The organism is Streptomyces sp. NPDC048507, assembly GCF_043199995.1.
Classification (GTDB): domain Bacteria; phylum Actinomycetota; class Actinomycetes; order Streptomycetales; family Streptomycetaceae; genus Streptomyces.
Window position 1 is genome coordinate 514,412 of the sequence record NZ_JBICWZ010000003.1, and the last position, 24,379, is coordinate 538,790.

Annotated in this window: 28 protein-coding genes, 1 tRNA gene and 1 riboswitch; of the genes, 10 read left to right on the forward strand and 19 right to left on the reverse strand. The window is 70.8% G+C overall.

Annotation, left to right across the window (positions count from 1 at the left end):
• Positions 1–2: 2 nt before the first annotated feature.
• Positions 3–899, reverse strand: a complete 897-nt coding sequence (locus ACGFXC_RS11410) for an ABC transporter permease (protein WP_393711768.1) — start codon at positions 897–899, stop codon at positions 3–5.
• On the reverse strand, positions 892–1,779 hold the full coding sequence (locus ACGFXC_RS11415; protein ID WP_393711769.1) for an ABC transporter permease: 888 nt from the start codon (positions 1,777–1,779) through the stop codon (positions 892–894). Before ACGFXC_RS11415 ends, ACGFXC_RS11410 begins: the two co-directional genes overlap by 8 nt.
• 174 nt (positions 1,780–1,953) lie before the next feature.
• On the opposite strand from ACGFXC_RS11415, the gene ACGFXC_RS11420 reads away from it, so the two are divergent.
• Positions 1,954–4,452: a transglycosylase domain-containing protein gene (locus ACGFXC_RS11420; protein ID WP_393711771.1), complete on the forward strand. Its 2,499-nt coding sequence runs from the start codon at positions 1,954–1,956 to the stop codon at positions 4,450–4,452.
• Between the two features lie 7 nt (positions 4,453–4,459).
• Here the strand turns inward: ACGFXC_RS11420 and ACGFXC_RS11425 are convergent, their stop codons facing one another.
• The 3 genes from ACGFXC_RS11425 to ACGFXC_RS11435 form a co-directional block, all read right to left on the reverse strand.
• The gene (locus ACGFXC_RS11425) at positions 4,460–4,780 is read right to left on the reverse strand and encodes a multidrug efflux SMR transporter (protein WP_030158619.1); all 321 of its coding nucleotides are present in this window, start codon (positions 4,778–4,780) and stop codon (positions 4,460–4,462) included.
• Between the two features lie 38 nt (positions 4,781–4,818).
• Positions 4,819–4,896: riboswitch (guanidine-III (ykkC-III) riboswitch) on the reverse strand.
• A gap of 54 nt (positions 4,897–4,950) precedes the next feature.
• A complete protein-coding gene (locus ACGFXC_RS11430; RefSeq protein WP_030239046.1) occupies positions 4,951–5,292 on the reverse strand; it encodes a co-chaperone GroES in 342 nt (113 codons plus the stop codon).
• Between the two features lie 46 nt (positions 5,293–5,338).
• Positions 5,339–5,656 (reverse strand): DUF3618 domain-containing protein, encoded by a 318-nt coding sequence (locus tag ACGFXC_RS11435; protein WP_393711772.1) that lies wholly within the window; start codon positions 5,654–5,656, stop codon positions 5,339–5,341.
• A gap of 117 nt (positions 5,657–5,773) precedes the next feature.
• Here ACGFXC_RS11435 and bcp point away from each other — a divergent pair, with 117 nt between their 5' ends.
• Complete coding sequence (gene bcp / locus ACGFXC_RS11440; protein WP_393711774.1) at positions 5,774–6,241, forward strand: thioredoxin-dependent thiol peroxidase; 468 nt, start codon at positions 5,774–5,776, stop codon at positions 6,239–6,241.
• Positions 6,242–6,328: 87 nt separating this feature from the next.
• Positions 6,329–6,412 (forward strand) — tRNA-Leu (locus tag ACGFXC_RS11445).
• A gap of 62 nt (positions 6,413–6,474) precedes the next feature.
• Here the strand turns inward: ACGFXC_RS11445 and rdgB are convergent.
• The 4 genes from rdgB to ACGFXC_RS11465 form a co-directional block, all read right to left on the reverse strand.
• Entirely contained in the window at positions 6,475–7,116 is a 642-nt protein-coding gene (gene rdgB, locus ACGFXC_RS11450) for an RdgB/HAM1 family non-canonical purine NTP pyrophosphatase (RefSeq protein ID WP_393711776.1), read from the reverse strand.
• Positions 7,117–7,178: 62 nt separating this feature from the next.
• Positions 7,179–7,565, reverse strand: coding sequence for a hypothetical protein (locus tag ACGFXC_RS11455; protein WP_393711778.1), 387 nt, complete (start codon positions 7,563–7,565; stop codon positions 7,179–7,181).
• Between the two features lie 94 nt (positions 7,566–7,659).
• A complete protein-coding gene (gene rph / locus ACGFXC_RS11460) occupies positions 7,660–8,394 on the reverse strand; it encodes a ribonuclease PH (protein WP_393711780.1) in 735 nt (244 codons plus the stop codon).
• A gap of 115 nt (positions 8,395–8,509) precedes the next feature.
• On the reverse strand, positions 8,510–8,743 hold the full coding sequence (locus ACGFXC_RS11465) for a glucose PTS transporter subunit EIIB (RefSeq protein WP_393711782.1): 234 nt from the start codon (positions 8,741–8,743) through the stop codon (positions 8,510–8,512).
• Positions 8,744–8,958: 215 nt separating this feature from the next.
• On the opposite strand from ACGFXC_RS11465, the gene ACGFXC_RS11470 reads away from it, so the two are divergent.
• Together ACGFXC_RS11470 and ACGFXC_RS11475 are read left to right on the forward strand one after the other, a co-directional pair.
• Positions 8,959–10,260: a PTS transporter subunit EIIC gene (locus tag ACGFXC_RS11470; protein WP_393711784.1), complete on the forward strand. Its 1,302-nt coding sequence runs from the start codon at positions 8,959–8,961 to the stop codon at positions 10,258–10,260.
• A gap of 289 nt (positions 10,261–10,549) precedes the next feature.
• Complete coding sequence (locus tag ACGFXC_RS11475; RefSeq protein WP_393711786.1) at positions 10,550–11,821, forward strand: PTS transporter subunit EIIC; 1,272 nt, start codon at positions 10,550–10,552, stop codon at positions 11,819–11,821.
• A gap of 108 nt (positions 11,822–11,929) precedes the next feature.
• Here the strand turns inward: ACGFXC_RS11475 and ACGFXC_RS11480 are convergent, their stop codons facing one another.
• The gene (locus ACGFXC_RS11480) at positions 11,930–12,682 is read right to left on the reverse strand and encodes an MBL fold metallo-hydrolase (protein WP_393711788.1); all 753 of its coding nucleotides are present in this window, start codon (positions 12,680–12,682) and stop codon (positions 11,930–11,932) included.
• A 219-nt stretch (positions 12,683–12,901) separates the two neighbouring features.
• Here ACGFXC_RS11480 and ACGFXC_RS11485 point away from each other — a divergent pair, with 219 nt between their 5' ends.
• Both ACGFXC_RS11485 and ACGFXC_RS11490 read left to right on the forward strand, forming a co-directional pair.
• Positions 12,902–13,324, forward strand: a complete 423-nt coding sequence (locus tag ACGFXC_RS11485) for a hypothetical protein (RefSeq protein ID WP_393711790.1) — start codon at positions 12,902–12,904, stop codon at positions 13,322–13,324.
• Positions 13,321–13,671: a DUF488 domain-containing protein gene (locus ACGFXC_RS11490; protein ID WP_393711792.1), complete on the forward strand. Its 351-nt coding sequence runs from the start codon at positions 13,321–13,323 to the stop codon at positions 13,669–13,671. The genes ACGFXC_RS11485 and ACGFXC_RS11490 overlap by 4 nt, the downstream gene beginning before the upstream one ends.
• 190 nt (positions 13,672–13,861) lie before the next feature.
• On the opposite strand, the gene ACGFXC_RS11495 is transcribed toward ACGFXC_RS11490, so the two are convergent.
• The 7 genes from ACGFXC_RS11495 to clpS form a co-directional block, all read right to left on the reverse strand.
• Complete coding sequence (locus tag ACGFXC_RS11495) at positions 13,862–14,812, reverse strand: PLP-dependent cysteine synthase family protein (protein WP_393711794.1); 951 nt, start codon at positions 14,810–14,812, stop codon at positions 13,862–13,864.
• Positions 14,812–15,090 (reverse strand): MoaD/ThiS family protein, encoded by a 279-nt coding sequence (locus ACGFXC_RS11500; protein WP_393711795.1) that lies wholly within the window; start codon positions 15,088–15,090, stop codon positions 14,812–14,814. The genes ACGFXC_RS11495 and ACGFXC_RS11500 overlap by 1 nt, the downstream gene beginning before the upstream one ends.
• A gap of 83 nt (positions 15,091–15,173) precedes the next feature.
• Positions 15,174–15,281, reverse strand: coding sequence for a putative leader peptide (locus ACGFXC_RS11505; protein ID WP_311736929.1), 108 nt, complete (start codon positions 15,279–15,281; stop codon positions 15,174–15,176).
• A 77-nt stretch (positions 15,282–15,358) separates the two neighbouring features.
• The gene (locus ACGFXC_RS11510; RefSeq protein WP_266577128.1) at positions 15,359–15,781 is read right to left on the reverse strand and encodes a M67 family metallopeptidase; all 423 of its coding nucleotides are present in this window, start codon (positions 15,779–15,781) and stop codon (positions 15,359–15,361) included.
• Between the two features lie 136 nt (positions 15,782–15,917).
• Positions 15,918–17,426 (reverse strand): amino acid permease, encoded by a 1,509-nt coding sequence (locus ACGFXC_RS11515; RefSeq protein ID WP_393711797.1) that lies wholly within the window; start codon positions 17,424–17,426, stop codon positions 15,918–15,920.
• 306 nt (positions 17,427–17,732) lie between these two features.
• Positions 17,733–18,335 (reverse strand): DUF2017 domain-containing protein, encoded by a 603-nt coding sequence (locus tag ACGFXC_RS11520; RefSeq protein WP_393711799.1) that lies wholly within the window; start codon positions 18,333–18,335, stop codon positions 17,733–17,735.
• Entirely contained in the window at positions 18,335–18,649 is a 315-nt protein-coding gene (gene clpS, locus ACGFXC_RS11525; protein WP_351830778.1) for an ATP-dependent Clp protease adapter ClpS, read from the reverse strand. Before clpS ends, ACGFXC_RS11520 begins: the two co-directional genes overlap by 1 nt.
• Positions 18,650–18,730: 81 nt before the next feature.
• On the opposite strand from clpS, the gene ACGFXC_RS11530 reads away from it, so the two are divergent.
• Complete coding sequence (locus ACGFXC_RS11530) at positions 18,731–20,059, forward strand: nicotinate phosphoribosyltransferase (RefSeq protein WP_393711800.1); 1,329 nt, start codon at positions 18,731–18,733, stop codon at positions 20,057–20,059.
• A gap of 150 nt (positions 20,060–20,209) precedes the next feature.
• Positions 20,210–20,806, forward strand: coding sequence for an isochorismatase family protein (locus ACGFXC_RS11535; protein WP_393711801.1), 597 nt, complete (start codon positions 20,210–20,212; stop codon positions 20,804–20,806).
• Positions 20,807–20,833: 27 nt separating this feature from the next.
• Here ACGFXC_RS11535 and ACGFXC_RS11540 read toward each other — a convergent pair whose 3' ends face one another.
• Entirely contained in the window at positions 20,834–21,139 is a 306-nt protein-coding gene (locus ACGFXC_RS11540) for a hypothetical protein (protein WP_351830772.1), read from the reverse strand.
• A 111-nt stretch (positions 21,140–21,250) separates the two neighbouring features.
• Positions 21,251–23,608, reverse strand: coding sequence for an immune inhibitor A domain-containing protein (locus ACGFXC_RS11545; RefSeq protein WP_393712212.1), 2,358 nt, complete (start codon positions 23,606–23,608; stop codon positions 21,251–21,253).
• A 439-nt stretch (positions 23,609–24,047) separates the two neighbouring features.
• On the opposite strand from ACGFXC_RS11545, the gene ACGFXC_RS11550 reads away from it, so the two are divergent.
• Positions 24,048–24,374 carry a hypothetical protein gene (locus ACGFXC_RS11550; RefSeq protein ID WP_393711803.1) on the forward strand — a complete coding sequence of 109 codons (327 nt, stop codon included), beginning with the start codon at positions 24,048–24,050 and terminating at the stop codon, positions 24,372–24,374.
• The last annotated feature ends 5 nt before the right edge of the window (positions 24,375–24,379 follow it).

Sequence of the window (24,379 nt, forward strand, 5' to 3'; positions counted from 1 at the left end):
GGCTAGCTCCCCGTACTTCGGTAGGAACGGACTCCCGCGCGCCACGCCAGCGACGCGGGCAGGAACAGGGCCAGGGCGACGAGCGGGCTCACGAACGCGGTCCACCGCGGCAGCCCCAGCGGATCGGGCCGGCCCAGTACGTACAGCGCGGGCAGCCAGTTGACGAAGGCCAGCGGGACGACGAAGACCACCCCGCGCAGCAGGTCCTTGCCGAACACCGTCGGCGGGTACTGGAGCATGGTGCAGCCCCCGTACGTGAAGGAGTTCTGCACCTCCGCCGCGTCCCCGGCGAGGAACTGGAACGCCGCCCCCGCCACCAGCACCGCCGCGAAGATCCCCGCCCCGGCGACGACCATCACCACCACGAGCACCGCCTTCAGGACCGTCCAGTCCAGCTCCAGCACGGCGATGCCCCAGGTCATCACGGCCGTCCCCTGGGTGATCCGGCCCAGCCTGCGCAGCGCGAAGCGGTCGGCCGCGACCTGGGCGAGCACCGGAACGGGGCGCACCAGCATGGTGTCGAGGGAACCGTCCCGGACGCGGGCGCCGATGCGGTCGGTGTTGCCGAGGAACAGGTCGGCCAGGCCCAGGGAGACCGTGCAGGACCCGTAGAGCAGGGCGATCTCGGGGAGGGTGAAGCCGCCCAGGGCGTCGACGTGGGAGAACATGATGGCGATCGCGACGAAGTCGAGCAGGGAGATCACCGCGTTCCCGAAGGTCGCGAGGAGGAAGGACGCCCGGTACGTCATCGTCGACCGGATCCACATCCCGACGATCAGGCGGTAGCCGCGCAGCCCCTCGCGGGCCCGCCCGCCGCGCGGCAGGGCCCGGGACGACGCCGCGGGCCCGGTCACCCCGGAAGCCCCTACGGCCCCCACCGTCTCCGTCGTGTCAGCCACCCTGGATCACCACCTTCCGCGTGGCCGCCGACTGCACCAGCCGCCCCGCCCCCAGCAGCACGAGCGCCCAGCCCGCCTGGAACGCCAGCGCCCGGCCGGCGCCGCCCGCCCCCGCGTGCGTACCCAGCAGCACGTCCAGCGGGACCTGGAGCATCGCGGCCCAGGGCAGCAGCCGCACCACATCCCCGAAACCGCCCGGGAACACCGTGAGCGGCAGCAGCATCCCGGAGAAGAAGACCGTCACGACGGAGGCCATCATGTTGATCCCCGCACCGTCCATCAGCCAGAAGGCCGCCAGCCCCAGCAGGTAGCGCACGGCGAAGCCGACGGTCAGGGCCAGCACGACGGACACCAGGAACAGCAGCCAGCGCGCCGGATCGGCCGGCAGCGCCAGCGGGAAGGCCAGCGCCCCCGCCACCAGCGGCACCACCCCGCGCCCGATCAGCTGGAAGGCGGCCCGGCCCAGGTCCGCCGAGAGCCACCACAGCTGGAGGTCCGCCGGGCGGTAGAGGTCGACCGCGATGTCACCCGTACGGACGCGTTCCTGGAACTCCTCCTGGAAGCCGCTCCCGAGGAGCGAACCGGCCGCGAGCAGGGACTGGCTGACCCAGACGAAGGTGAGCGCCTGCGCCTGGTCGTAGCCGCCGAGGCCGGGGCGCTCGTCCCACAGCGCGATGTACGTGTACGCGACGATGAAGCCGAACACGGTGTTGGTGAACACCCCGGCCGCCGTGGCCGTCCCGTAGGCGGCGTAGCGGCGGAACCCGCCCGCGGCGACGGCCGGGTAGAGCCACGGCCTGCGCCCCCCGCCCGGCCCCGCTGCCCGCGCCGCGCCCGGCCCCGCTCCCCGCGCCGGCGCCCGTGCCGCTCTCTGACGCACCGTATCCCTCCGATTCCCACGTCGTTCCTACGTCGGCCAAAGCGCGCGAGCTTAGTGCGGAGGGGCGAGCCACGCGACCGTTTTATGCCCGTCCGGGGCGGATGCAACGGCCATCGGGTAGACACCATGAGGTACGGATGTGGACATTTCACACAGCCACGAGGAGTTCCGGAGATGAGCGACCAGTCACCACAACGGGGCTGGTCCCCTCGTGACCCGGACACCCCGCAGGAGCCCCCGCGAGGACCGTCCGCCGCCGGGAGCGGCCCCGGGCAGCACACCAACGGGACCGCGCGGACCGGGCGGACCGGGCGGACCGGGCGGCGGCGCACCGGATGGCGCCGGATCTTCCCCACCTGGCGCATGGTCCTGGGCGGCCTGCTGCTCCTCGCCCTGCTGATCGGCGGCGCCCTCGCGGCCGGCTACCTGCTGGTCGACATCCCGCCGGCCAACGCCGCCGCCACCGCGCAGTCCAACCTCTACCTCTACGCCGACGGCTCCCAGCTCGCCCGCGACGGCGAGGTCAACCGCGTCAACGTACCGCTGTCCCAGATCCCCCGCGGAGTCCAGGAAGCCGTGCTCGCCGCGGAAGACCGGGACTTCTACTCCGAACGGGCGGTGGACCCCAAGGCCATGGTGCGCGCCGCCTGGAACACCGCGACCGGCAAGGGCACCCAGTCCGGTTCGACCATCACCCAGCAGTACGTCAAGAACTACTACCTGGGCCAGGAGCAGACGCTCAAGCGCAAGGCCAAGGAGTTCTTCATCGCGATCAAACTCGGCCGGGAGAAGTCCAAGGACTACATCCTGGAGGGGTACCTGAACACCAGTTACTTCGGCCGCAACGCCTACGGCATCCAGGCCGCGTCCCAGGCCTACTACGGCAAGGACGTGGGGCGGCTGACCACCGCCGAGGGCGCCTACCTCGCCACTCTCCTCAACTCCCCCAGCGCCTTCGACGTCGTCTCGCACCCCCGCGGCCGCGAGCGCGCCGTCGCCCGCTGGAACTACGTGCTCGACGGCATGGTGAAGAAGAAGTGGATGCCCGCCGCCGAGCGCGCCGCGGCCCGCTTCCCCGAGCCCGGCAAGGTCCGTCCGGCCGCCGGCCTGTCCGGGCAGCGCGGCTACCTCGTCGAAGCCGTCAAGGACTACATCACCGAGCAGAAGATCCTGGACGACAAGACCCTCGCCGAGGGCGGCTACCGCATCACCACCACCATCGACAAGCGCCGCCAGGGGGAGTTCGTCGACGCGGTCAAGCAGCAGATGGGCGACAAGCTCGACCCGGCCGCCCGTCCCGCGGACCGCCTCGTACGCGCGGGCGGGGTCTCGATCGACCCGGCCACCGGCAAGGTCGTCGCCCTGTACGGCGGCATCGACTACACGAAGCAGTACGTCAACAACGCGACCCGGCACGACTACCAGGTGGCCTCCACCTTCAAGCCGTTCGTCTTCGCGTCGGCCGTCGAGAACGACTCCCGCACCCAGGACGGCAGGCGGATCACCCCGAACACCGTGTACAACGGCGACAACAAGCGCCCCGTCGTCGGCGGCCGGATCCGCTTCAGCCCGGAGAACGAGGGCCAGGTCTCGTACGGGCCGATCACCGTCAGCACCGCCACCGACCTCTCCGTCAACGCCGTGTACGCGCAGATGGCCGTCGACGTGGGCGGCGCCAAGGTCAAGTCGACCGCCATCGCCCTGGGCATCCCGGAGAACACCCCGAACTTCGACGCGGGCCCGGCCATCGCGCTCGGCACCATGCAGGCCAGCGTGCTGGACATGACCCAGGCGTACGCGACCCTCGCCGACCACGGCCGACGCACCCCGTACACCTTCCTGGAGAAGATCTCCAAGGACGGCGAGGACCTCCACCTCCCCGACCGCACCCCGACCCAGGCCGTCAGCCGGGAGGCCGCCGACACGACCACGTCCATGCTGGTCAGCGTCGTGGACAACGGCACGGGCACGGCGGCCCTGGCGGCCGGCCATCCGGCCGCCGGCAAGACCGGCACCGCCGAACAGGACCGCTCGGCGTGGTTCGCGGCGTACACCCCGGACCTGGTCACGGTGGTGGCGATGATGGGCCAGGACCCGGACACGGGCACGCTCCAGCCGCTCTACGGGGCGCTCGGCGAGGCCCGCATCGGGGGCGGCGGCTACCCCGCGCGGATCTGGGCGGCGTATACGAAGGCGGCCCTGGAGGCCACCGACCCGGTGGACTTCGACCTGGAGCTGCAGCCCGGGGCGGCCCAGCCCCCGCCGCCGGTCGGGCCCGCCACCCCGCAGCAGCCGGAGGGCACCGGCCGGCCGCCCGCCGAGCGGCCCACCCCGCCGACGGGCGGCCAGACGCAGGACGGCAGCACCCAGGGCGGCCGGGCCGACGGCGGCCAGAGCCAGGGCGGCCGGACCGACGGGGGTCAGGGCCAGGGCGGTCAGGACAACGGGGGCCAGGGCCAGGGCGGCCAGACGCAGGGCGGACAGACGAACGGCGGCCAGACGAACGGAGGCCAGACCACCGGTGGTGACACCACGGGCGGTCAGACCACCGGCGGTGACACGACCGGGGGCCAGACCACCGGGGGCCAGACCACCGGCGGCCAGACCACCGGCGGCGAGACCCAGGGCGGCATCACCCGCAACCGCCGCCCCTCGGCGGACCTCCTGGAGTGAGCGGTGGTCAGTGACCCGAGGTGGCCTTGAGCCCCACCACGGCCACCAGCAGCAGACAGATGAAGAAGATCCGGGCGGCGGTGACGGGCTCCCCCAGCACCGCCATCCCGAGCACGGCCGCCCCGGCCGCGCCGATGCCCACCCAGACGCCGTACGCCGTACCGATCGGCAGGGTCTTGGCGGCGTAGGACAGCAGCACCATGCTGGCGACGATGCCGGCGCCGGTGAAGACGGACGGCCAGAGCCGCGTGAAGCCCTCGGTGAACTTCATGCCGATCGACCAGCCGACCTCGAGCAGACCGGCGACGAGAAGAAGAACCCATGCCATGACCAGGCACCTCCGGGACGAGACGAGAATGGAAAGGAAGTGCGTCGTCTTTGCGTCCTGCAACCCGGTACGGCGCGTCTCGTCGGGGTTCCCCTCCACCGTAGCAAAGGGCAGCACGAAGGGCCGGTGACAACGGTCACCGGCCCTCGAAGGTCAGGCCCGCCCGGCTCTCAGAGGTACAGCCCGGTGGAGTCCTTGGACCCCTCCAGCCGCTCCGCGGCCACGGCGTGCAGGTCCCGCTCGCGCATCAGCACGTACGTCGCCCCGCGCACCTCCACCTCGGCCCGGTCCTCCGGGTCGTACAGGACCCGGTCGCCGGGCTCCACGCTGCGCACGTTCTGGCCGACCGCGACCACCTCGGCCCAGGCGAGCCGCTTGCCCACCGCGGCGGTGGCCGGGATCAGGATGCCGCCGCCCGAGCGCCGCTCGCCCTCGGGCAGGTCGGACTTCACGAGCACGCGGTCGTGCAGCATGCGGATGGGCAGCTTGTCGTGGGTGGTGTTCTCGCTCACGCCCCGAACCTACCTGCCGCCGCGCGCCCGGTACCCCGGCGGGTCCTCACCGCTTGCGTCGCGCCGAGGCCACCAGCAGGCCGACCACGCCCACGGCGAGGAGCACGACGGGCACGATGCGCTCCGGGCGCGGGGCGCCGTCCTGGTGGCGCAGGCCGTCCTTCACGTCGGTGACGAGCCGGTTGACGGCCACGAAGGCCCGCCCGGCGGTGTGGTCCACCGCGCTCGCCGCCTTCGCCTTCGCGTCCCCGATGATCGTCTTCGGGTGCATGCGCACGCCGATCTCGTCGAGCGTCTCGGCGAGCTGCTCGCGGCGGCGGACGATGTCCGCCTCGATCTGTGCGGGGGTCCTGGCTTCCGGCACCGCGCTGCCTCCGTCGTCGTGTCGTGCTCGTGGTCGCATGGGGCGTAGTCCGCCATGAACAGTCTGTCAGCTTAGTCTCGTGGCGTACCGTTCCCCTCCCGAGGAGAAGACCTACCGATGAGCGAGCGACTCCAGCCGGGCGACACCGCCCCCGCCTTCACCCTGCCCGACGCGGACGGCAACGAGGTCTCGCTGGCCGCCCACAAGGGCCGCAAGGTGATCGTCTACTTCTACCCGGCCGCCCTGACGCCGGGCTGCACGAAGCAGGCCTGCGACTTCACCGACAACCTCAGCCTCCTCGCGGACGCCGGCTACGACGTCATCGGCGTCTCCCCGGACAAGCCGGAGAAGCTCGCGAAGTTCCGCGAGCAGGAGCACCTGTCGGTCACCCTGGTCGGCGACCCCGCCAAGGAGACCCTGACGGCGTACGGCGCCTTCGGCGAGAAGAAGCTGTACGGCAAGACGGTCACCGGGGTCATCCGCTCCACGGTGGTCGTCGACGAGGACGGCAAGGTCGAGCACGCCTTCTACAACGTCAAGGCCACCGGCCACGTAGCCAAGATCATCAAGGACCTCGGCATCTGATCCCGCCACCGCCACCGCCGCGACGGCAGCCGCCCGTAGAATGTCGGCAGCCCGAACGGACGCGATGTCCTATTCAGGCGCAATGTCGCGGTTGTGGTGGAATTGGCAGTCACGCTGGGTTTAGGTCCCAGTGGGGTAAAACCCGTGGGGGTTCGAGTCCCCCCAACCGCACGTCGCATCCCGAAGGCCCCGCACGCGGTCGCGTGCGGGGCCTTCGGGATGTCCGGCGGGGTTCAGCCGAGGAGTTCGCGGACCACCGGGATGAGGGCGCGGAAGGCCTGGCCGCGGTGGGAGATGGCGTTCTTCTCCGCCGCCGAGAGCTCCGCGCAGGTGCGGGATTCGCCCAGGGGCTGGAGGAGCGGGTCGTAGCCGAAGCCGCCGGTGCCCGCGGGGGCGTGGCGCAGGGTGCCCAGGAGGCGGCCCTCGACGACGCGTTCGGTGCCGTCCGGCAGGGCCAGGGCGGCCGCGCAGAAGAAGTGGGCGGCGCGGTGTTCGTCGGCGATGTCCCCGAGCTGGGCGAGCAGCAGGTCGAGGTTGGCCTGGTCGTCGCCGTGGGTGCCGGCCCAGCGGGCGGAGAAGATGCCGGGGGCGCCGTTCATGACGTCCACGCAGAGCCCCGAGTCGTCGGCGACGGCCGGCAGGCCCGTGGCCCGGGCCAGGGCGTGGGCCTTGAGCAGGGCGTTCTCGGCGAAGGTGACGCCGGTTTCCTTCACGTCCGGGATTTCCGGGTACGCGTCGGCCCCGACCAGCTCGAAGGGGAGGCCGGCGGCGGAGAGGATCGCGTGGAGTTCCGTGACCTTGCCGGGGTTGCGGGTGGCCAGGATCAGACGGCGCGGCGCGGCGGAGGCGGAGGGCGTGGAGGGGGTGGAAGTCATGGCTCCCATTATTTCGGCTCCGCCCGGCCCGCCCGCACCCGGCCCTCGTCGGCCCGGGCCCGTCAGCCCGGGGTGCAGACCTTGGAGATCTCCTTGGCGGCGTCCGCGACGGGCTGGACGTCGGGGGTGGCGTCGCCGTTCTCGACGGACGTGCGGACGTTCTTCACGGCGGTGCTCATGGAGTCGACGGCCTTGGAGAGGTCGGCGTTGCCGGTCGAGTCCTTGATCTGCTTGAGGTTCGTCTCGATCTGGTTGAGCGCGTTCTGCGTGTCCTGGACGCTGTTCCCGGCCTGGGAGACGGCCTGCTGGAGCTGGTCCACGCTGTTGGCTATGGCGACGGCCGTGTTGGCGCAGTCCATCGCGGTGGAGATCGCGTCGCAGGAGGCCAGCGCCGGAACGGCGAGTACGGCCGTCAGGGCGACGGCGGCAAGGCGGTGCTTCGGCTTCATTCGGGTCCCCCCGGGCTCGGATGTGTGGACGGGCGCACGGATTCGACTCCGTGCGCCCGTACCGGCGTAGACGCGCGCCCGCGTCCGGCGGTTGCTACGGGGCCTGCAGCTCCAGGGCCCCGAGCTGGAGGGCCTCCAGGTCGGCGCAGCCGCCGGCGGCGAGGTCGAGGAGCGCGTTGAGTTCCTTGCGGTCGAAGGGCTCGCCCTCGGCGGTGCCCTGGACCTCGACGAAGCGGCCGTCGCCGGTGCAGACGACGTTCATGTCGGTCTCGGCGCGGACGTCCTCCTCGTAGCAGAGGTCGAGGAGGGGTGCGCCGTCGACGATGCCGACGCTGACGGCGGCGACGGTGCCGGTGAGCGGCTTGCGGCCGGCCTTGATCAGCTTCTTCTTCTGGCCCCAGGCGACGGCGTCCGCGAGGGCGACGTACGCGCCGGTGATGGCGGCGGTGCGGGTGCCGCCGTCGGCCTGGAGGACGTCGCAGTCCAGGACGATGGTGTTCTCGCCGAGGGCCTTGTAGTCGATGACGGCGCGCAGCGAGCGGCCGATCAGGCGGGAGATCTCGTGGGTGCGGCCGCCGATCTTGCCGCGGACGGATTCACGGTCGCCGCGGGTGTTGGTGGAGCGCGGCAGCATCGAGTACTCGGAGGTGACCCAGCCTTCGCCGCTGCCCTTGCGCCAGCGCGGGACGCCTTCGGTGAAGGAGGCGGTGCAGAAGACCTTGGTGTCGCCGAAGGAGATGAGGACGGAGCCCTCGGCGTGCTTGCTCCATCCGCGTTCGATGGTGACCGGGCGGAGCTGTTCGGGCGTGCGGCCGTCGATGCGAGACATGGCTGTGAGCCTAGTCGGTGCGCGGGTACGGAAAGACCCCGTCCGGTGTGCCCGGTACGGGGTCTCCCTGGAGCCGGTCGAGCCGGTCGGGCCGGTGGCCCGGTCGGGGCTCAGCTCACATCATGTCTTCGATCTCGCCGGCGATCGGGTCGGCGTCGGTGCCGATGACGACCTGGATCGCGGTGCCCATCTTGACGACGCCGTGGGCGCCGGCGGCCTTGAGCGCGGCCTCGTCGACGAGGTCGGGGTTGGCGACCTCGGTGCGCAGGCGGGTGATGCAGCCCTCGACCTCTTCGATGTTGTCGATACCGCCGAGCCCGGCGACGATCTTCTCAGCCTTGGTGGCCATGCGTTTCTCCCTGGGTGTTACGAAGAACGAGTCTCGGCGGCCGTAACCATCGTCGTCCGCTTCGTCACGGTAGCTCACGGTTGGCCTATCTACGCGAGCACGAGCCCGGTAACTGCCGAAAGATGACCATCAGCAGCAGCCTGCCCGCCACTGGTCTACACCAGTGTGCCGCAAGTGTTGCGACTGCCAAAACGGGCCGGTCCAGGGAGGTCGCGATGAGCGCGAGCAGCGCCGCAGCAGTGCCGCGGAACCAGTGGTGGAACGGCTTGTTCCAGGGCCTGCAGAAGATGGGGCGCAGCCTGCAGCTGCCGATCGCCGTGCTGCCGGCGGCCGGCATCCTGAACCGGCTCGGCCAGCCCGACGTGTTCGGCAAGGACGGCCTGAACTGGACCGACGTCGCCAAGGTGATGGCCGGCGCGGGCGGAGCCCTGCTCGATCCGGACCTCGGGCTGCCGCTGCTGTTCTGCATCGGCGTCGCGATCGGCATGGCGAAGAAGGCCGACGGCTCGACGGCCCTGGCGGCCGTCGCGGGCTTCCTCGTCTACCGGGGCGTGCTGCACGCCTTCCCCAAGAGCTGCCCGGACGGCACGCGCAACATCGGCGGCGGATGCCTGGGCCCGGGCGACACCTTCGCCGGGTTCACGTACCAGAACCCGGGGGTGTTCGGCGGCATCGTCATGGGGCTGCTCGCGGCCTGGTTCTGGCAGCGCTACCACCGGGTGCGGCTGGTCGACTGGCTGGGCTTCTTCAACGGACGCCGGCTCGTCCCGATCATCATGTCCTTCGTCGCCATCGCCTTCGCCGCGCTGTGCCTGTGGGTCTGGCCGCCGGTCGGGGACGCGCTGGAGAGCTTCTCCGACTGGCTGATCGGGCTGGGCTCCTGGGGCGCCGGCATCTTCGGCGTCGCGAACCGGGCGCTGCTCGTGATCGGCCTGCACCAGTTCCTGAACGTGCCCATCTGGTTCCAGTTCGGATCGTTCACCACGCCGGACGGCAAGACGGTCCACGGCGACATCAACATGTTCCTGAACGGGGACCCGAACGCCGGCCTGTTCCTGTCCGGCTTCTTCCCGATCATGATGTTCGCCCTCCCGGCGGCGGCCCTGGCCATCACGCACTGCGCGAAGCCGCTGCGCCGCAAGGAGGTCGGGGGGCTGATGCTGTCGGTGGGCCTGACCTCGTTCGTCACGGGCATCACCGAGCCCCTGGAGTACTCGTTCCTGTTCGTGGCGCCGGCCCTGTACGCGGTGCACGCGGTGCTGACGGGCGTGTCGATGGCGGTGACGTGGGCGCTGGGCGTGCACGACGGCTTCAGCTTCTCGGCGGGCCTGATCGACTACGTGATCAACTGGAACCTGGCGACCAGACCGTGGCTGATCATCCCGATCGGGCTCGCCTTCGCGGTCGTCTACTACGCGGTCTTCCGGTTCGCGATCACGAAGTTCGACATCCCCACCCCGGGGCGGGAGTCGGACGAGGAGATCGCCGCGATGCAGGTGGAGAACACCAAGGCGTAGTCCATGGGACAATAACGGCACAAACCACGGCGGTTCAGGCCTTAAGCCTGGATGCCAAGGCCTTCGGACCCGGCGGGTCCGGGGGCCTTTGTCGTTGATGTCCGAATGTGTTTCCCGCCACGAAAATGACGGGTTCCTTACGCAGACCTCACCGTGCTACAACTGGTCTACACCACTTGGTGGTGTAGACCATGCGGGCTTGTCCGGCCCCAGGTCCCCCTTTCCGAGACGCCGCCACCCCCCTTTTTTCCTTGTCCCCAGGCAGCGCCTTGTCCACTGGAGGAACCCCATGTCCACAGCGACCGCTGCGGAAAAGAAGAAGGGCGCTGGCGTGATGGCCGTCATGCAGCGCATCGGCCGGAGCCTCATGCTCCCCGTTGCCGTGCTGCCGGCCGGCGCTCTGCTGCTCCGCCTCGGCGCGGACGACATGCTCGGCGACAAGGACGTCTTCCCGACCTTCATCGTCAAGATCGCCGGTTACATGGCCGCCGGTGGTGGCGCGATCCTCGACAACATGGCGCTGCTGTTCGCCGTCGGCATCGCGATCGGCTACGCGAAGAAGTCGGACGGCTCGACGGCCCTGGCCGCCGTCACCGGTTACCTGGTCTTCCAGAAGGTGCTCGCCACCTTCACCGACTCGAACCTGCCGAAGGTCGCCAAGGTCGTCGCGGGCAAGATCGTCGAAGTCGACGCCCCGGTCAACGCCGGCGTCCTCGGCGGCGTCGTGATGGGTCTCGTCACCGCCCTGCTCTACCAGAAGTTCTTCCGGACCAAGCTGCCGGACTGGGCGGGCTTCTTCGGCGGCCGCCGCCTCGTCCCGATCCTCTCGGCGCTCGCGGGTCTGCTCATCGGCATCGTCTTCGGTCTCATCTGGCCGGTCCTCGGCACCGGTCTGCACAACTTCGGTGAGTGGCTCGTCGGCTCCGGCTCCGTCGGCGCGGGCATCTTCGGTGTCGCCAACCGCGCGCTGATCCCGATCGGCATGCACCACCTGCTGAACTCCTTCCCGTGGTTCCAGGCCGGCTCCTTCGACACCCCCGACGGCGCCGTGCACGGCGACATCGCCCGCTTCCTGCACCACGACCCGACCGCCGGACAGTTCATGACCGGCTTCTTCCCGATCATGATGTTCGCCCTCCCGGCGGCCTGCCTCGCGATCGTCCACTGCGCCCGCCCCGAGCGCCGCAAGGTCGTCGGCGGCATGATGTTCTCGCTCGCGGCCACCGCGTTCGTCACCGGTGTGACCGAGCCCATCGAGTTCACCTTCATGTTCATCGCCCCGGTGCTCTACGCGATCCACGCGGTCCTCACCGGTGTCTCCCTCGCCCTCACCTGGGCCCTGGGCATGCGGGACGGCTTCGGCTTCTCCGCCGGCGCGGTCGACTTCCTGCTGAACCTCGGCATCGCGAACAACCCGTGGGGCCTGGCCGGCATCGGCCTCTGCTTCGCGGTGGTCTACTACTTCGTCTTCCGCTTCGCGATCACCAAGTGGAACCTGCCGACGCCGGGCCGCGAGTCCGACGAGGAGCTCGCCGAGCTCCAGAAGGCCGAGGCCAAGTAGGCCCCGCGCCCCACGGCACCGCACCGCGCACCCCGTGCGCACCGCGCACAGGAGCCCCCGCTCTCCCCGATGGGAGGGCGGGGGCTCCTGCCGTGCGGGGGAGGCCGCTCAGACCTCGTAGACGGCGCCCGGGTACGCGAGCTCGACCGGGCCGTCGTAGACCGCGCGGGCGTCCGCCAGGTTGCGCCCGGCGTCCGTCCACGGCGGGATGTGCGTCAGGACGAGCCGGCCGACGCCGCCGCCGCGCGCGTACTCGCCCGCCTCCCGGCCGTTCAGGTGGAGGTCGGGGACGTCCTCCTTGCCGTGCGTGAAGGACGCCTCGCACAGGAAGAGGTCGGCGCCCCGCGCCAGCGTCCCCAGCTCCGGGCAGACCCCCGTGTCCCCGGAGTACGCCAGCGTGCGGCCGCCGTGCTCGACGCGGATGCCGTACGACTCCACGGGGTGGCACACCTTCTCGGTGCGGACCGTGAAGGGGCCGATCTCGAAGGTGGCCGGCTTCAGGGTGCGGAACTCGAAGACCTCGCTCATGGAGCGCTCGTCGGGGACGTCCTCGTACGCGGTCGTCAGGCGCTTCTCGGTGCCCTCCGGGCCGTAGACGGGGAGCGTGCCGCAGCGGCCGCCCTCGTGGCGGTAGAAGCGGGCGACGAAGTAGGCGCACATGTCGATGCAGTGATCGGCGTGCAGATGGCTCAGGAAGATCGCGTCGAGGTCGTAGAGCCCGCAGTGGCGCTGGAGCGCGCCGAGGGAACCGTTGCCCATGTCGAGGAGCAGCCGGAAGCCGTCGGCCTCGACGAGGTAGCTCGAACATGCCGAATCCGCGGACGGGAACGACCCCGAACAGCCGACGACGGTGAGCTTCATGGAGCGTGAACCTCCGTGGACGGTCCGTGGACGGAATGCGGGCCGTGCGTGGGTCGAGCGTAAGGCGCGAAACCTCCGGTCGCTCCTCCGCGGCAGGCCGTTGTGGGGGGAATCACCTGCGCTGTCACCCAGGGGAGCGAAAGGGGGCACGGAGGTTGCCACGGCGGGCGACGTGGCGGCTGCCGTGCCGGGGCGCTCGGGCACGGCTACGGTCGGAGCATGGACACGTCCTGGTGGCCCGCCGTGCTGGCGGCGGTCGCCGTGGCCGTGGTGGTGCTGCTCCCCCGGCGGGCGACGCCGGTCCGGCGGCCGCCGGAGGGCCACCACGGGCCGGGACCGCCGCCGCCCGTGCGGGCCGGTGAGCTGTGGCGACTGGCCGACGGCCGGCCGTGCCTGGTGCTGGCCGTACGGGTGCACCGGGAGCGGGCGCGGGTCGCCTGGATCACCGGGAAGTACGACGACCGGCGGCCCGGGGTCATCCCGCTGCCGCCGGGGGTCGCGGGAACGCAGGGCCGCGGCGCCTTCCTGGAGGCGGACCGGCCGGAGGAGGTGTCGCTGTGGGAGTTCCGGAGCCGGACGGGCACGCTGGACCCCACGCTGTGGGACGGGGCCAGGGGGCTGGGGCTGGGGGGCGGGGCGTGATCCGGCTGCGGCGCGTCTACGATCCGCCCGAGCCGGGGGCGGACGGCGTACGGGTGCTCGTGGACCGGCTGTGGCCGCGCGGGCTGTCGAAGGCGGCGGCCGCGGTGGACGAGTGGCCCCGGGAGGTGACTCCGTCGGCGGAGCTGCGGCGGTGGTTCCACGCGGGTGGCTCCGCCGGGGAGTTCCGGCGGCGGTACGAGGCGGAGCTGGCGGGGCCGGGGGCGGTGGCGGAGCTGGAGCGGCTGCGGGGGCTGGCGGCGGCGGGGCCGCTGACGCTCCTCACGGCGGTGCGTGAGCCGGCCTCGGGCCACGCCGCGATCCTGGCGGAGCTCCTGACCGGGGCGTGACGCCCCCGCCCGGGCGGACCGGGGCCGCTCCCGGGCGCGGATGCCGCGGGTGGGGCGCCGCTGCGCGGGCCGTCCCCCACCCGCCCTTCCACCGTTCCCGCCTCCGACGCGGGCGCGGCTCACCGCACGGCGCTCCGCGCCCGCGCCCCAAACGCCGGTGGGGCTTGAGGGGGCGGCGCGGCTGGGCGGGTCAGGCCCAGAGCTGGCCCTGGAGGACTTCGATGGCTTCCTCCGTCGTCGCGGCCGTGTAGACGCCGGTCGACAGGTACTTCCAGCCGCCGTCGGCCACCACGAAGGCGATGTCCGCGCTCTCGCCGGCGGCCACCGCCTTGCGGCCCACGCCGATCGCCGCGTGCAGGGCCGCGCCGGTGGAGACGCCCGCGAAGATGCCCTCCTCGCGCAGCAGGTCCCGCGTGCGGGTCACCGCGTCCGCCGAGCCCACCGAGTAGCGGGTCGTGAGGACCGAGGCGTCGTACAGCTCGGGGACGAAGCCCTCGTCGAGGTTGCGCAGTCCGTAGACGAGGTCGTCGTAGCGGGGTTCCGCCGCGACGATCTTCACGCCCGGCACGTGCTCGCGCAGGTAGCGGCCGACGCCCATCAGGGTGCCCGTCGTGCCGAGGCCCGCCACGAAGTGGGTGATGGAGGGGAGGTCGGCGAGGATCTCCGGACCGGTCGTGGCGTAGTGGGCGCCCGCGTTGTCCGGGTTGCCGTACTGGTAGAGCATCACCCAGTCCGGGTGCTCGGCCGCCAGTTCCTTGGCCACCCGGACGGCGGTGTTCGAACCGCCCGCCGCCGGTGACGGGACGATTTCGGCTCCCCACATCGCGAGAAGGTCCCGGCGCTCCTGCGAGGTGTTCTCCGGCATGACGCACACGATCCGGTAGCCCTTGAGCTTCGCGGCCATGGCGAGCGAGATGCCCGTGTTGCCGGAGGTGGGTTCCAGGATGGTGCAGCCGGGGAAGAGGCGGCCGTCCTTCTCCGCCTGCTCGACCATGTGGAGCGCCGGGCGGTCCTTGATCGAGCCGGTCGGGTTGCGGTCTTCCAGCTTGGCCCAGATGCGGACGTCCGCCGAGGGCGAGAGCCTCGGCAGACGGACCAGCGGGGTGTTGCCGACCGCCGCGAGCGGGGAGTCGTATCGCATTACTTCGAGCCGCCGGCCACGGCCGGGAGGATGGTGACGCTGTCGCCGTCCTTGAGGGCGGTGGAGATGCCGTCGAGGAAGCGGACGTCCTCGTCGTTGAGGTAGACGTTCACGAAGCGGCGCAGCTGGCCGCCGTCGACGATGCGCTCCTCGATGCCCTTGTGGCGGGTCTCCAGGTCCTTGAACAGGTCGCCGAGCGTGGCGCCTTCACCGTTCACGGCCTTCTCGCCGTCGGTGTAGGTGCGGAGGATGGTGGGGATGCGGACCTCGATGGCCATGGCAGCGTGCTCCAGTGTCGGGAGGGCGTGAAGGAAGGTTCGGGCGCGCGGCTCTTGCGCCCCCGCGCGAGGGGCCGGTGTGCTCAGGCAGCGGGACAGATGGCGCTGGCGAGGCGGCACAGATCGACGTGCAGCCGCGCCACGAGCAGCAGCCTGCCGGGCGTCTCGATGCTCACGTCGTGGGAAACCATGCGGTCATGTTAACGATTCCCGGTCCCCCGTTTGGAGTGTGATCCCGCATCGTGGACCACAACTGCTCGCATACTGGTCAGTAGCTGGCTACGACCTGCACTTCTTCCTCCGTGATCACCCCGTCGACGATCCGGTACGAGCGGAACTGGAACTCCCCGAGGCCGTCCTGGTCCGCCGTGGAGACGAGTACGTAGTGCGCCCCGGGCTCGTTCGCGTACGTGAGGTCCGTGCGCGAGGGGTAGGCCTCGGTCGCCGTGTGCGAGTGGTAGACGATCACCGGCTCCTCGTCGCGGTCGTCCATCTCGCGGTAGAGCTTCAGCAGATCCTTCGAGTCGAACTCGTAGAACGTGGGCGAGCGGGCCGCGTTGAGCATCGGCACGAACCGCTCGGGGCGGCCGGTGCCCGCCGGGCCGGCCACGACGCCGCACGCCTCGTCGGGGTGGTCCTTGCGGGCGTGCTCGACGATCCGGTCGTACAGGTCCTGGGTGAGGGTCAGCATGAGCGACAGGATAAGCAGACGGGCCCTCCCGTACCGAGGAGCGGTACGGGAGGGCCCGCATGGTGGACAGGGGCCCCATGGGGGCGTGGTTCCCGGCCGTGGCAGGCGGCCGGGACTCACGGTCCGGGGGCTGCGGTCAGGCTTCCCGCGCGGCCTTGTCGCCCTGGTCGCCCCGGCCGGCCTCGACGGCCCCGTCGGCCTTCGCGGCCCGGTCGGCCTTGTTGAAGGCCGCGCCGCTCGGGTTGCGCTTCTTGAGCACCAGGTAGGAGACGCCCAGGATCAGGCCCCAGAGCGGGGCGCAGTACAGCGAGACGCGGGAGTCCTTGTCGACGCCCATCATCACGATGACCATGCCGATGAACAGCAGGGCGAACCAGCTCGTGTACGGGGCGCCGGGGGCGCGGAAGGGGGACTGCGGCAGCTCGCCGCGGTCGGCCTTGGCGCGGTAGCGGATCTGGCAGACCAGGATCATGATCCAGGCCCACATGCCGGAGATGGTGGCGAAGGAGACGACGTAGTCGAAGGCCTTGCCCGGGGCGACGTAGTTGATCCAGACGCCCACCAGCATCAGCGCGGCGGAGAAGGTGGTGCCGACGAGCGGGGTGCCGCTCTTGGTGAGCTTGGTGAAGAACTTCGGGCCCTGGCCGTTGAGCGCGAGGTCGCGCAGCATGCGGCCGGTGGAGTACATGCCCGAGTTGCAGGAGGACAGCGCGGCGGTCAGGACGACGAAGTTGACGATCGCGGCACCGACGCCGAGGCCCATCTTCTCGAAGGCCAGCACGAAGGGGCTCTCGCCGGCCTTGAAGTTCGACCACGGGATGACCGACATGATCATGATGAGCGCGCCGACGTAGAAGACGGCGATGCGCCACGGCACGGTGTTGATGGCCTTGGGCAGGGTCTTCGCGGGGTCCTTGGACTCGCCCGCGGTGACGCCGACCAGCTCGACGGCGAGGAAGGCGAACATCACGATCTGCAGGGTCATCAGCGTCTCGCCGATGCCGTTGGGGAAGAAGCCGCGGTCGCTCCACAGGTTGGAGACGGAGGCGGTGGCGGCGGCGTCGGAGAAGCCGATGGTGAGGATGCCGGCACAGATCAGGATCATGCCGACGATGGCCGTGACCTTGACCATCGAGAACCAGAACTCCAGCTCGCCGAAGAGCTTCACGGAGATCAGGTTCGCGGCGTAGAGGATGACGGTGAAGATCAGCGCGTACGCCCATTGCGGGAAGCTGTCGTTGGTCCAGTACGACATGTACTTGGCCGCCGCGGTCACCTCGGTGATGCCGGTGACCACCCAGAACAGCCAGTACGTCCAGCCGGTGGCGTAACCCCAGAACGGGCCCAGGAACTCGCGGGCGTAGTCCGAGAAGGAGCCGGAGACCGGGCGGTACATGAGCAGCTCGCCCAGGGCCCGCATGATGAAGAAGATGACCAGGCCGGCGATCGCGTAGGCCAGGATCAGGCTCGGTCCGGCCTTGGAGATCGCCTTGCCCGCGCCGAGGAACAGGCCGGTGCCGATGGCGCCGCCGATCGCGATCATCTGGATCTGGCGGGCCCCGAGCGCGCGGTGGTAGCCCTCGCCCTCGCCCTGAGCGCCCTCGTCGGGCGTCCTGTCGTGCTGTTCGACCTGTACGGAGGTCATGTCTGGTGCGCCTTTCTCCACGCCGGTCCGCGCCTTGACTGGCTGCGGATCGGGTCCTCGATCCCCCCGGATACGGATGGAGTTGCACGCCGGCGATCAGCCGGTTCAAGCGGGCCGGGGGACATGGGTGGCGTCCCGTCGGCGGTCGTGAAGATTTATCACGGGCTTACGGGTGATCGAGGGGTGCGCATGTGACGCGGGGCATAAAAAAATCGGGACATAGGTCCCGAAGGAGATCAGATCACCGCATCGCGGTGATCTGATCGTTATCCGGATTTGAGCGTCCGCTGAGCGAACGTTGGGTGGCTAGAGGGTCTCGATGAGCGTTTCCTGGAGTCCGCCGAGCCAGAGGTACGCCATCACCATCGGCTTGCGCGGATCGTCGTCCGGCAGCCGGAACAGCACGGCGCTCTCGTCGTCCTCGGTGATGTCGAGCCGGGCCGCGATGGTCAGCCGCAGGTCGTTCAGGGCGCCGAGCCAGCGCAGCCGCAGCTCGCCCGTCAGCTCCAGCTCCGCCGCCCCGTCGCCCGCCGGGGCCAGGGCGTCGAGGCTGCGCACGACGGCCAGCGCGTCCTCCCGCTTGCGGGTGCGCAGGTCGTTCTCGGTGAAGCGGCGGAATTCCGACGAGCGCGTGCGCAGCTCCTCCGGGTCGTCGCCGGGCCCCGCGCCGGGGCCCCCGTAGGCGTCGGGGAAGAGCCGAGCCAGGGCCGGGTCGGAGGGCGGTTCGGTGGGACCGTCGGAGGCGAACAGCACGGCCAGCGGGTCGGCGTCCGGCGCGGGCTCCGGCTCGCCCGGGCCGATCAGCTCCAGCAGCTGCACGGCGAGGGAGCGCAGGATGGAGACCTCGATCCCGTCCAGCTCGGCCGTCGCGCCGTCGGCGCCCTTCAGGGGCTCGAAGACGCCGCCCATCAGAAGCGGTCCTGCGAGAGGGTCGCCCAGAGCCCGTAGCCGTGCATGGCCTGCACGTCGCGCTCCATCTCCTCGCGGGTGCCGCTGGAGACGACCGCCCGGCCCTTGTGGTGGACGTCCATCATCAGCTTCGTCGCCTTGTCCTTGGGGTAGCCGAAGTACGCCTGGAACACGTACGTCACGTAGCTCATGAGGTTGACCGGGTCGTTGTGCACCAGGGTCACCCACGGGACGTCGGGTTCGGGGACCGCGAAGGTCTCTTCGGCCGATTCGGTGCGTTCGATCTCAATGGGAGCAACACTCACTCGTCCCATGCTGCCACTGCGGGGGGCCCGTCGCACAAACGGGCCCCCACATCTCGTCAGTTTGACGAGATGTGCGCTAGCATCCGTGACATGAACCCTGCGGACCTGGGCCTGCCGGTGGACGTGCCGTCGACAGCGCTCTTCACGGACCATTACGAGCTCACGATGCTGCAGGCCGCCCTGGCCAACGGCACCGCCGACCGACGCTCGGTCTTCGAGGTCTTCACCCGGCGGCTGCCCGAGGGACGGCGCTACGGGGTCGTCGCGGGGACCGGCCGCGTGCTCGACGCGGTGGAGAACTTCCGCTTCGACGGCGCGGTGCTGGAGTTCCTGCGCGAGCGGGCCGTCGTCGACATGCGCACGCTGGACTGGCTCTCGTCGTACCGCTTCTCGGGTGACATCTGGGGCTACCCGGAGGGGGAGGTCTACTTCCCGGGCTCGCCCGTGCTGCGGGTCGAGGGCAGCTTCGCCGAGTGCGTGCTGCTGGAGACGGTGATCCTGTCGATCCTCAACCACGACTCCGCCATCGCGGCCGCCGCCTCCCGGATGGCCTCCGCCGCCGGCGGGCGCCCGCTGATCGAGATGGGGGCCCGGCGCACCCACGAGCTGGCCGCCGTCGCCTCGGCGCGGGCCGCGTACGTGGGCGGCTTCACCTCCACCTCCGACCTCGCGGCCGGCTTCCGGTACGGGATCCCGACGGTCGGCACCAGCGCGCACGCCTTCACCCTGGTGCACGACACCGAGCGGGACGCCTTCACCGCGCAGGTGGCCTCCCTGGGCCGGGGAACCACCCTCCTGGTGGACACCTACGACGTGGCCGAGGCGGTGCGCACCGCCGTGGAGGTGGCCGGCACCGACCTGGGCGCGGTCCGGATCGACTCCGGGGACCTGCTGCTGGTCGCCCACCGGGTGCGCCAGCAGCTGGACGAGCTGGGCGCGGTCAACACCCGGATCGTGGTCACCTCGGACCTGGACGAGTACGCCATCGCCTCGCTGGCGGCGGCGCCGGTGGACGCGTACGGGGTGGGCACCCAGCTGGTGACGGGCAGCGGGCACCCGACGTGCTCGATGGTCTACAAGCTGGTCGCGCGGGCCGTCTCGGCCGATCCGAAGGCGGCGCTGGCGCCGGTGGCGAAGAAGTCCTCGGGCGGCAAGACCTCCCTCGGCGGCCGCAAGTGGGCGGCCCGCCGGGTGGACGCGGACGGGACCGCCGAGGCGGAGGTCATCGGCACCGGCCCGGTGCCGGCCGCCCTGGCCGACCACCAGCTGCTGACCCAGCTCGTCAAGGCGGGCGAGGTGGTGGCCCGCGAGCCCCTGGAGGCGGCCCGCGACCGCCACCGCGCGGCCCGCGCCGCCCTGCCCCTGTCGGCGACGCAGCTCTCTCGCGGCGAGGCGGTCCTGCCGACGGAGTACGTGTAGGGAGGCGGACCGCGGGATCCGGGCGGCGGGCGCGCGGCCGGGGCCGCGGGTCCGGCCCCCCGTTTCGGGCAGGGGCGGGACGGGGGAAGAGCCCCCGCGGGGGCCCGCCGCCCACACCGCCGCACACCATCGAGCCGAAGGGCACCCGACATGCACCGCGCACTGATCGTCGTCGACGTACAGAACGACTTCTGCGAGGGCGGCAGCCTCGCCGTCACCGGCGGGGCCGACGTCGCCGCCGCGATCACCGAGCTGATCGGGCAGAGCACGGCCGGCTACCGGCACGTGGTCGCCACCCGCGACCACCACATCGACCCCGGTCCGCACTTCGCGCGCCCCCCGGCCGAGCCCGACTACGAGACCTCCTGGCCGGTGCACTGCGTCGCGGGGACCGAGGGCGTCGGCTTCCACCCGAACTTCGCGCCCGCCGTGGCGTCCGGGGCCGTCGCCGCCGTGTTCGACAAGGGGGCGTACGAGGCCGCGTACAGCGGTTTCGAGGGCGCCGACGAGAACGGCGCGGGGCTCACCGACTGGCTGCGCGCGCACGACGTGGACGAGGTCGACGTGGTCGGCATCGCCACCGACCACTGCGTGAAGGCCACCGCCCTGGACGCGGCCCGCGCGGGCTTCACCACCCGGGTCCTGCTGGACCTCACGGCCGCGGTGGCCGCCCGCACCACGGCGCGGGCCCTGGCGGACCTCACCGCGGCCGGGGTCACCCTGGTCGGCGACCGCCACCGGCCCTGAGACCGGGCGGACGGGCCCGCGGGGGGCCTAGGCGCCCCGCAGGAGGGCCCGGATCGGGTGCCAGAGCTCTGCCGCCCGGTCGGGGGCGCAGCGCCACAGGAGGCCGTCCGGATGGTGCAGGACGGCGGTGACCTCGTCGGGGGTCGGGGGCTGGGCGTTGCCGCGCAGGTACACCGCCCGCATGCCGAGGTTCCGCAGCCTGGTCAGGGCGCGGGCCCGGTTCGCGGCGTGCACCAGCACGCGGACGTTTCCGCCCTCGCCGGACGGCCGCGGCAGCGTCAGCGCGACCACCACGCTGCCGCCCGGCAGTCTGACGAAACCTCCACCTGGCATGATCTTCAGCTCCCCCGTCAATAAGAAAACTCGCACCCGCATCTAAACGCGATCGGCCGCCGCCCGCTAGAGGGCGACGGCCGATCATGCTTTGACCTGCGGTTTTGCTGACTACTTGGTGGCGGGGCCGACCTCGATCGTCATCTGGAGGCCGTCGTAGGTCTCCTTCGCGATCTTGATCTTGGTGTTGGTGTCAGTGACCTTCACCGAACCGGTCGGGTTCTCGTCGTAGTAGTACTTGCCCTTGTGGTCGTCGAAGGCCAGCTGGGCCGGCTTCGGCTTGAGGAAGAGCGCCTCGCCGTTCTTGTGCAGGGTGAACGCGTCCGTCGAGTAGGCGCTGAACGTCGCGTCGTACGGCTGGATCTTGTTGCGCAGCAGGGTGCCGTCCGACCACTTCATCGGCTTGGCGTTGGCGTCGACCGGCAGGATCAGACCGGAGCCCGGGTGCTGGCTGGTGTTGTTGTCCTTCTGGGAGGTGTCCCACAGCCAGATCAGCAGGCCGTCCTGGTACGGGTAGTGCTCGACCCAGCCCGGCTTGGTGTTGGAGAAGCCGAAGTTGTACGGGCCGACCTTGAGGGTCGAGTCGTACGAGACGTAACGGCGGTTCTCGGCCAGGTAGTACTGGTCGTACTCCTTGGTGAAGCCGGCGCCGACGCGGGAGAAGCCCTTGCCGGTCCAGCCGTTGTCACCGTTCTCCGCGCCGTCCGCGAAGACGGTCGCACCGTCCGCGGTCAGGTTGACGGCGTCGGCGGTGAAGCCCTTGCCGCCCGCGCCGCCGTCCGTCTGGTAGCGGAAGCGGAGGTCGACCTTCTTGCCCGCGTAGGCGTCCAGCGGGAAGTTGAGCGACTTCCAGGCGCCGGAGACACCGGTCAGGGACGGGCTGCCGGAGGCGTCGGCCGGGATGGCCGCGCCGTCGGCGGTGCCCGCCAGCGCCGTCCAGGTGGCGCCGCCGTCCGTCGACACCTCGGTGTAGAGGAAGTCGTAGTCCGCCTCGATGTCCCACCAGCCCTTGAGGGACAGGGCGGCGGACTTCTTGCCCGTCAGGTCGACGGAGCGGGTGAGGGTGTTCTTGAGGTCGTCACCCATGTTGCTCCACCACTGCGAGGAGCCCTCGGCGGGAGCGACGATGTCGGTGGTGACCTTCTTCTTCGGCAGCTCGACGACCAGCGCCTGCTTGTCGGAGGTGTTGTACGCCGACACGCCCAGCTTGTGGGTGGACTTCGTCGCGGCCTTGGCCTTGTCGTAGTTCAGCCAGCCCAGCTGCAGCTTGTCCCAGGCGGTCATGTCGCCCGGGAGGTTGCCTATGGACTCCTTGCCGTCGCCGAGCCAGGAGCCCGCCGACATCAGGGACCAGAAGCCGACGGAGTTGTCGCCGCCGCCGGAGGTGTCGTAGAGGTCCGGCAGACCGAGGTCGTGGCCGTACTCGTGCGCGAAGACGCCGAGGCCGCCGTTCTCCGGCTGCATCGTGTAGTCGCCGACCCAGATGCCGGTGTTGCCGATCTGGGTACCGCCGGCCTTGTTGTTCGCCGGGCCGGTCTTGCCGACGTCGGTGCCGTACGCGTACCAGCGGTGCGCCCACAGGGCGCTGGTGCCCTGCACGCCGCCGCCGGCCGACTCGTCCTCGCCCGCGTGGACGATCTGGAAGTGGTCGATGTAGCCGTCGGGCTCGTTGAAGTTGCCGTCGCCGTCGAAGTCGTTGCGGTCCCACTGGTCGTACTGCGCCAGCTGGGCCTTGATCTGCTCGTCGGTCTTGCCGGCCTTCTTCTGGGCCTCCGTCCACGCGGTGACGCCGTCACGGACGGTGTCCCACACGTTGGAGCAGTTGGTCTGGCCGCAGTAGTTCGAGCCGTAACGGCCCTCGTTGTACGGGATCTTGACCCAGTCGGCGACCTCGCCGTCGACCGAGTAACGGCCCGAGGAGGTCTTCTCGTAGTAGGTCTTCAGCGAGTCCTTGCCCTTGCCGGTACCGAAGTACAGGTCCTGGAAGTGCTCGCGGCTGAAGTCCTTCTGCCAGGCCGTGCTGTTGTTGTCCGCGCGGTTCGGCTGCGCGATCTGGTTGTGCAGCGGGCCGGGCGTGCCGCCGTACTTCGGCACGGGCGGCTTCGGGCCGTCGGGGCCGTCCGGGTCGAACATGGTCGAGTTGTCGACCTGGTCGCCGAACTCGACGAGGATCGTGAAGATCTTGTCGGTCTTCTCGCGGCCCAGCTCGACGTACTTCTTCTCGTCGAGCTTCACGACCTTCGAGGCGCCGCGCTGCTCGACGTCCTTCTTGCCGGTGAGCACCTGCTCCAGAGCGGCCTTGCGCTCCTTGGCGGCCTGCTCGCTGAACGGGCCCTTGAGGTTGTGCTCGACGACGTTGGCAGGAGCGGTCGGGTCCTGCCGGTCGGAAGCGGAGACCCCGGGGCCCTTGTCGTCCGCCTGGGCGGCGGTGACTGCGAAGAAGGTGGCGCTGGTCGCGCAGGCGGCCATGGTCACACCGATGGCCAGGGTGCGCAGGGTGCGTCGTCTGACGGAGTTGCCGGTCACTTGATGTCGTTCCCCTCCCGCGGCCGCAACGTGGGTCGGAACTTCTCCAAGGGAGCGGGGGGTTCCGCGCGGCGCGCGTCTCAAGTGACGACATTTGACCGGAGAGTCGAAAGAAAAGACAGACCTTGACTTGTTCCTTACAACTGCACTATGCGGGCAGGCAGTTCCGGTATACGGACGTTCTCCCGCCATAGGGGGCCATCCCGGGCGAAGGGACCCGCCACGGGCGCGCACCGCGTGATCCCGTGCGCCCCCCGTGCTCCGCCGCCGTGGGTAAGGCCACGCTTACTCCTGGCGCGGCTCGGGCATCCCGTCCTAGAGTCACTTGACGCGCGACCAGTTGAGCCGACTCCCCCTCCCCGCCTTGAGGACGGAACACGCCATGCCGCGTCCGACTGCCGCACAGATCGCCTACGGGTCCGCCACCGTCATCGTGTCGACGATCGCCATGCTGCTGCTCTCGCAGACGAGCACGGGACTCGGGGTCGCGGTCATCTCCGCGGCCGCGCTGGCCCTGGGGCTGCTGGTCGCCCTCACCGTGCCGCTCCCCCGACGCCGCGGCCGCCACGCCGCCGGGCGCACCGGGACCGGCCGCGCCTCCGCCGCCACGGAGGCCACCGCCGCGGGGGCCGCCACCCCCGCCGCCGGCGCCCACCCGCGGGTGCCGGAGCCGCGAACGGCCCCGGCCGAGCACCCCGTTCACCACTGAGCCGA

What these genes read in the sequence shown, in the direction of transcription:
- ACGFXC_RS11520 (WP_393711799.1), bottom strand. Translation starts at nt 18,335, where the DNA reads ATGGGCGGCGTCTTCGAGCCCCTGAAGGGCGCCGACGGCGCGACGGCC.
- ACGFXC_RS11485 (WP_393711790.1), top strand. Translation starts at nt 12,902, where the DNA reads ATGGACACGTCCTGGTGGCCCGCCGTGCTGGCGGCGGTCGCCGTGGCC.
- ACGFXC_RS11475 (WP_393711786.1), top strand. Translation starts at nt 10,550, where the DNA reads ATGTCCACAGCGACCGCTGCGGAAAAGAAGAAGGGCGCTGGCGTGATG.
- ACGFXC_RS11515 (WP_393711797.1), bottom strand. Translation starts at nt 17,426, where the DNA reads ATGACCTCCGTACAGGTCGAACAGCACGACAGGACGCCCGACGAGGGC.
- ACGFXC_RS11505 (WP_311736929.1), bottom strand. Translation starts at nt 15,281, where the DNA reads ATGGTTTCCCACGACGTGAGCATCGAGACGCCCGGCAGGCTGCTGCTC.
- ACGFXC_RS11455 (WP_393711778.1), bottom strand. Translation starts at nt 7,565, where the DNA reads ATGAAGCCGAAGCACCGCCTTGCCGCCGTCGCCCTGACGGCCGTACTC.
- ACGFXC_RS11530 (WP_393711800.1), top strand. Translation starts at nt 18,731, where the DNA reads ATGAACCCTGCGGACCTGGGCCTGCCGGTGGACGTGCCGTCGACAGCG.
- ACGFXC_RS11500 (WP_393711795.1), bottom strand. Translation starts at nt 15,090, where the DNA reads ATGGCCATCGAGGTCCGCATCCCCACCATCCTCCGCACCTACACCGAC.
- rdgB (WP_393711776.1), bottom strand. Translation starts at nt 7,116, where the DNA reads ATGACTTCCACCCCCTCCACGCCCTCCGCCTCCGCCGCGCCGCGCCGT.
- ACGFXC_RS11540 (WP_351830772.1), bottom strand. Translation starts at nt 21,139, where the DNA reads ATGCCAGGTGGAGGTTTCGTCAGACTGCCGGGCGGCAGCGTGGTGGTC.
- ACGFXC_RS11425 (WP_030158619.1), bottom strand. Translation starts at nt 4,780, where the DNA reads ATGGCATGGGTTCTTCTTCTCGTCGCCGGTCTGCTCGAGGTCGGCTGG.
- ACGFXC_RS11465 (WP_393711782.1), bottom strand. Translation starts at nt 8,743, where the DNA reads ATGGCCACCAAGGCTGAGAAGATCGTCGCCGGGCTCGGCGGTATCGAC.
- ACGFXC_RS11545 (WP_393712212.1), bottom strand. Translation starts at nt 23,608, where the DNA reads ATGGCCGCCTGCGCGACCAGCGCCACCTTCTTCGCAGTCACCGCCGCC.
- ACGFXC_RS11470 (WP_393711784.1), top strand. Translation starts at nt 8,959, where the DNA reads ATGAGCGCGAGCAGCGCCGCAGCAGTGCCGCGGAACCAGTGGTGGAAC.
- bcp (WP_393711774.1), top strand. Translation starts at nt 5,774, where the DNA reads ATGAGCGAGCGACTCCAGCCGGGCGACACCGCCCCCGCCTTCACCCTG.
- ACGFXC_RS11510 (WP_266577128.1), bottom strand. Translation starts at nt 15,781, where the DNA reads ATGCTGACCCTCACCCAGGACCTGTACGACCGGATCGTCGAGCACGCC.
- ACGFXC_RS11420 (WP_393711771.1), top strand. Translation starts at nt 1,954, where the DNA reads ATGAGCGACCAGTCACCACAACGGGGCTGGTCCCCTCGTGACCCGGAC.
- ACGFXC_RS11495 (WP_393711794.1), bottom strand. Translation starts at nt 14,812, where the DNA reads ATGCGATACGACTCCCCGCTCGCGGCGGTCGGCAACACCCCGCTGGTC.
- ACGFXC_RS11480 (WP_393711788.1), bottom strand. Translation starts at nt 12,682, where the DNA reads ATGAAGCTCACCGTCGTCGGCTGTTCGGGGTCGTTCCCGTCCGCGGAT.
- ACGFXC_RS11535 (WP_393711801.1), top strand. Translation starts at nt 20,210, where the DNA reads ATGCACCGCGCACTGATCGTCGTCGACGTACAGAACGACTTCTGCGAG.
- rph (WP_393711780.1), bottom strand. Translation starts at nt 8,394, where the DNA reads ATGTCTCGCATCGACGGCCGCACGCCCGAACAGCTCCGCCCGGTCACC.
- ACGFXC_RS11550 (WP_393711803.1), top strand. Translation starts at nt 24,048, where the DNA reads ATGCCGCGTCCGACTGCCGCACAGATCGCCTACGGGTCCGCCACCGTC.
- clpS (WP_351830778.1), bottom strand. Translation starts at nt 18,649, where the DNA reads ATGGGACGAGTGAGTGTTGCTCCCATTGAGATCGAACGCACCGAATCG.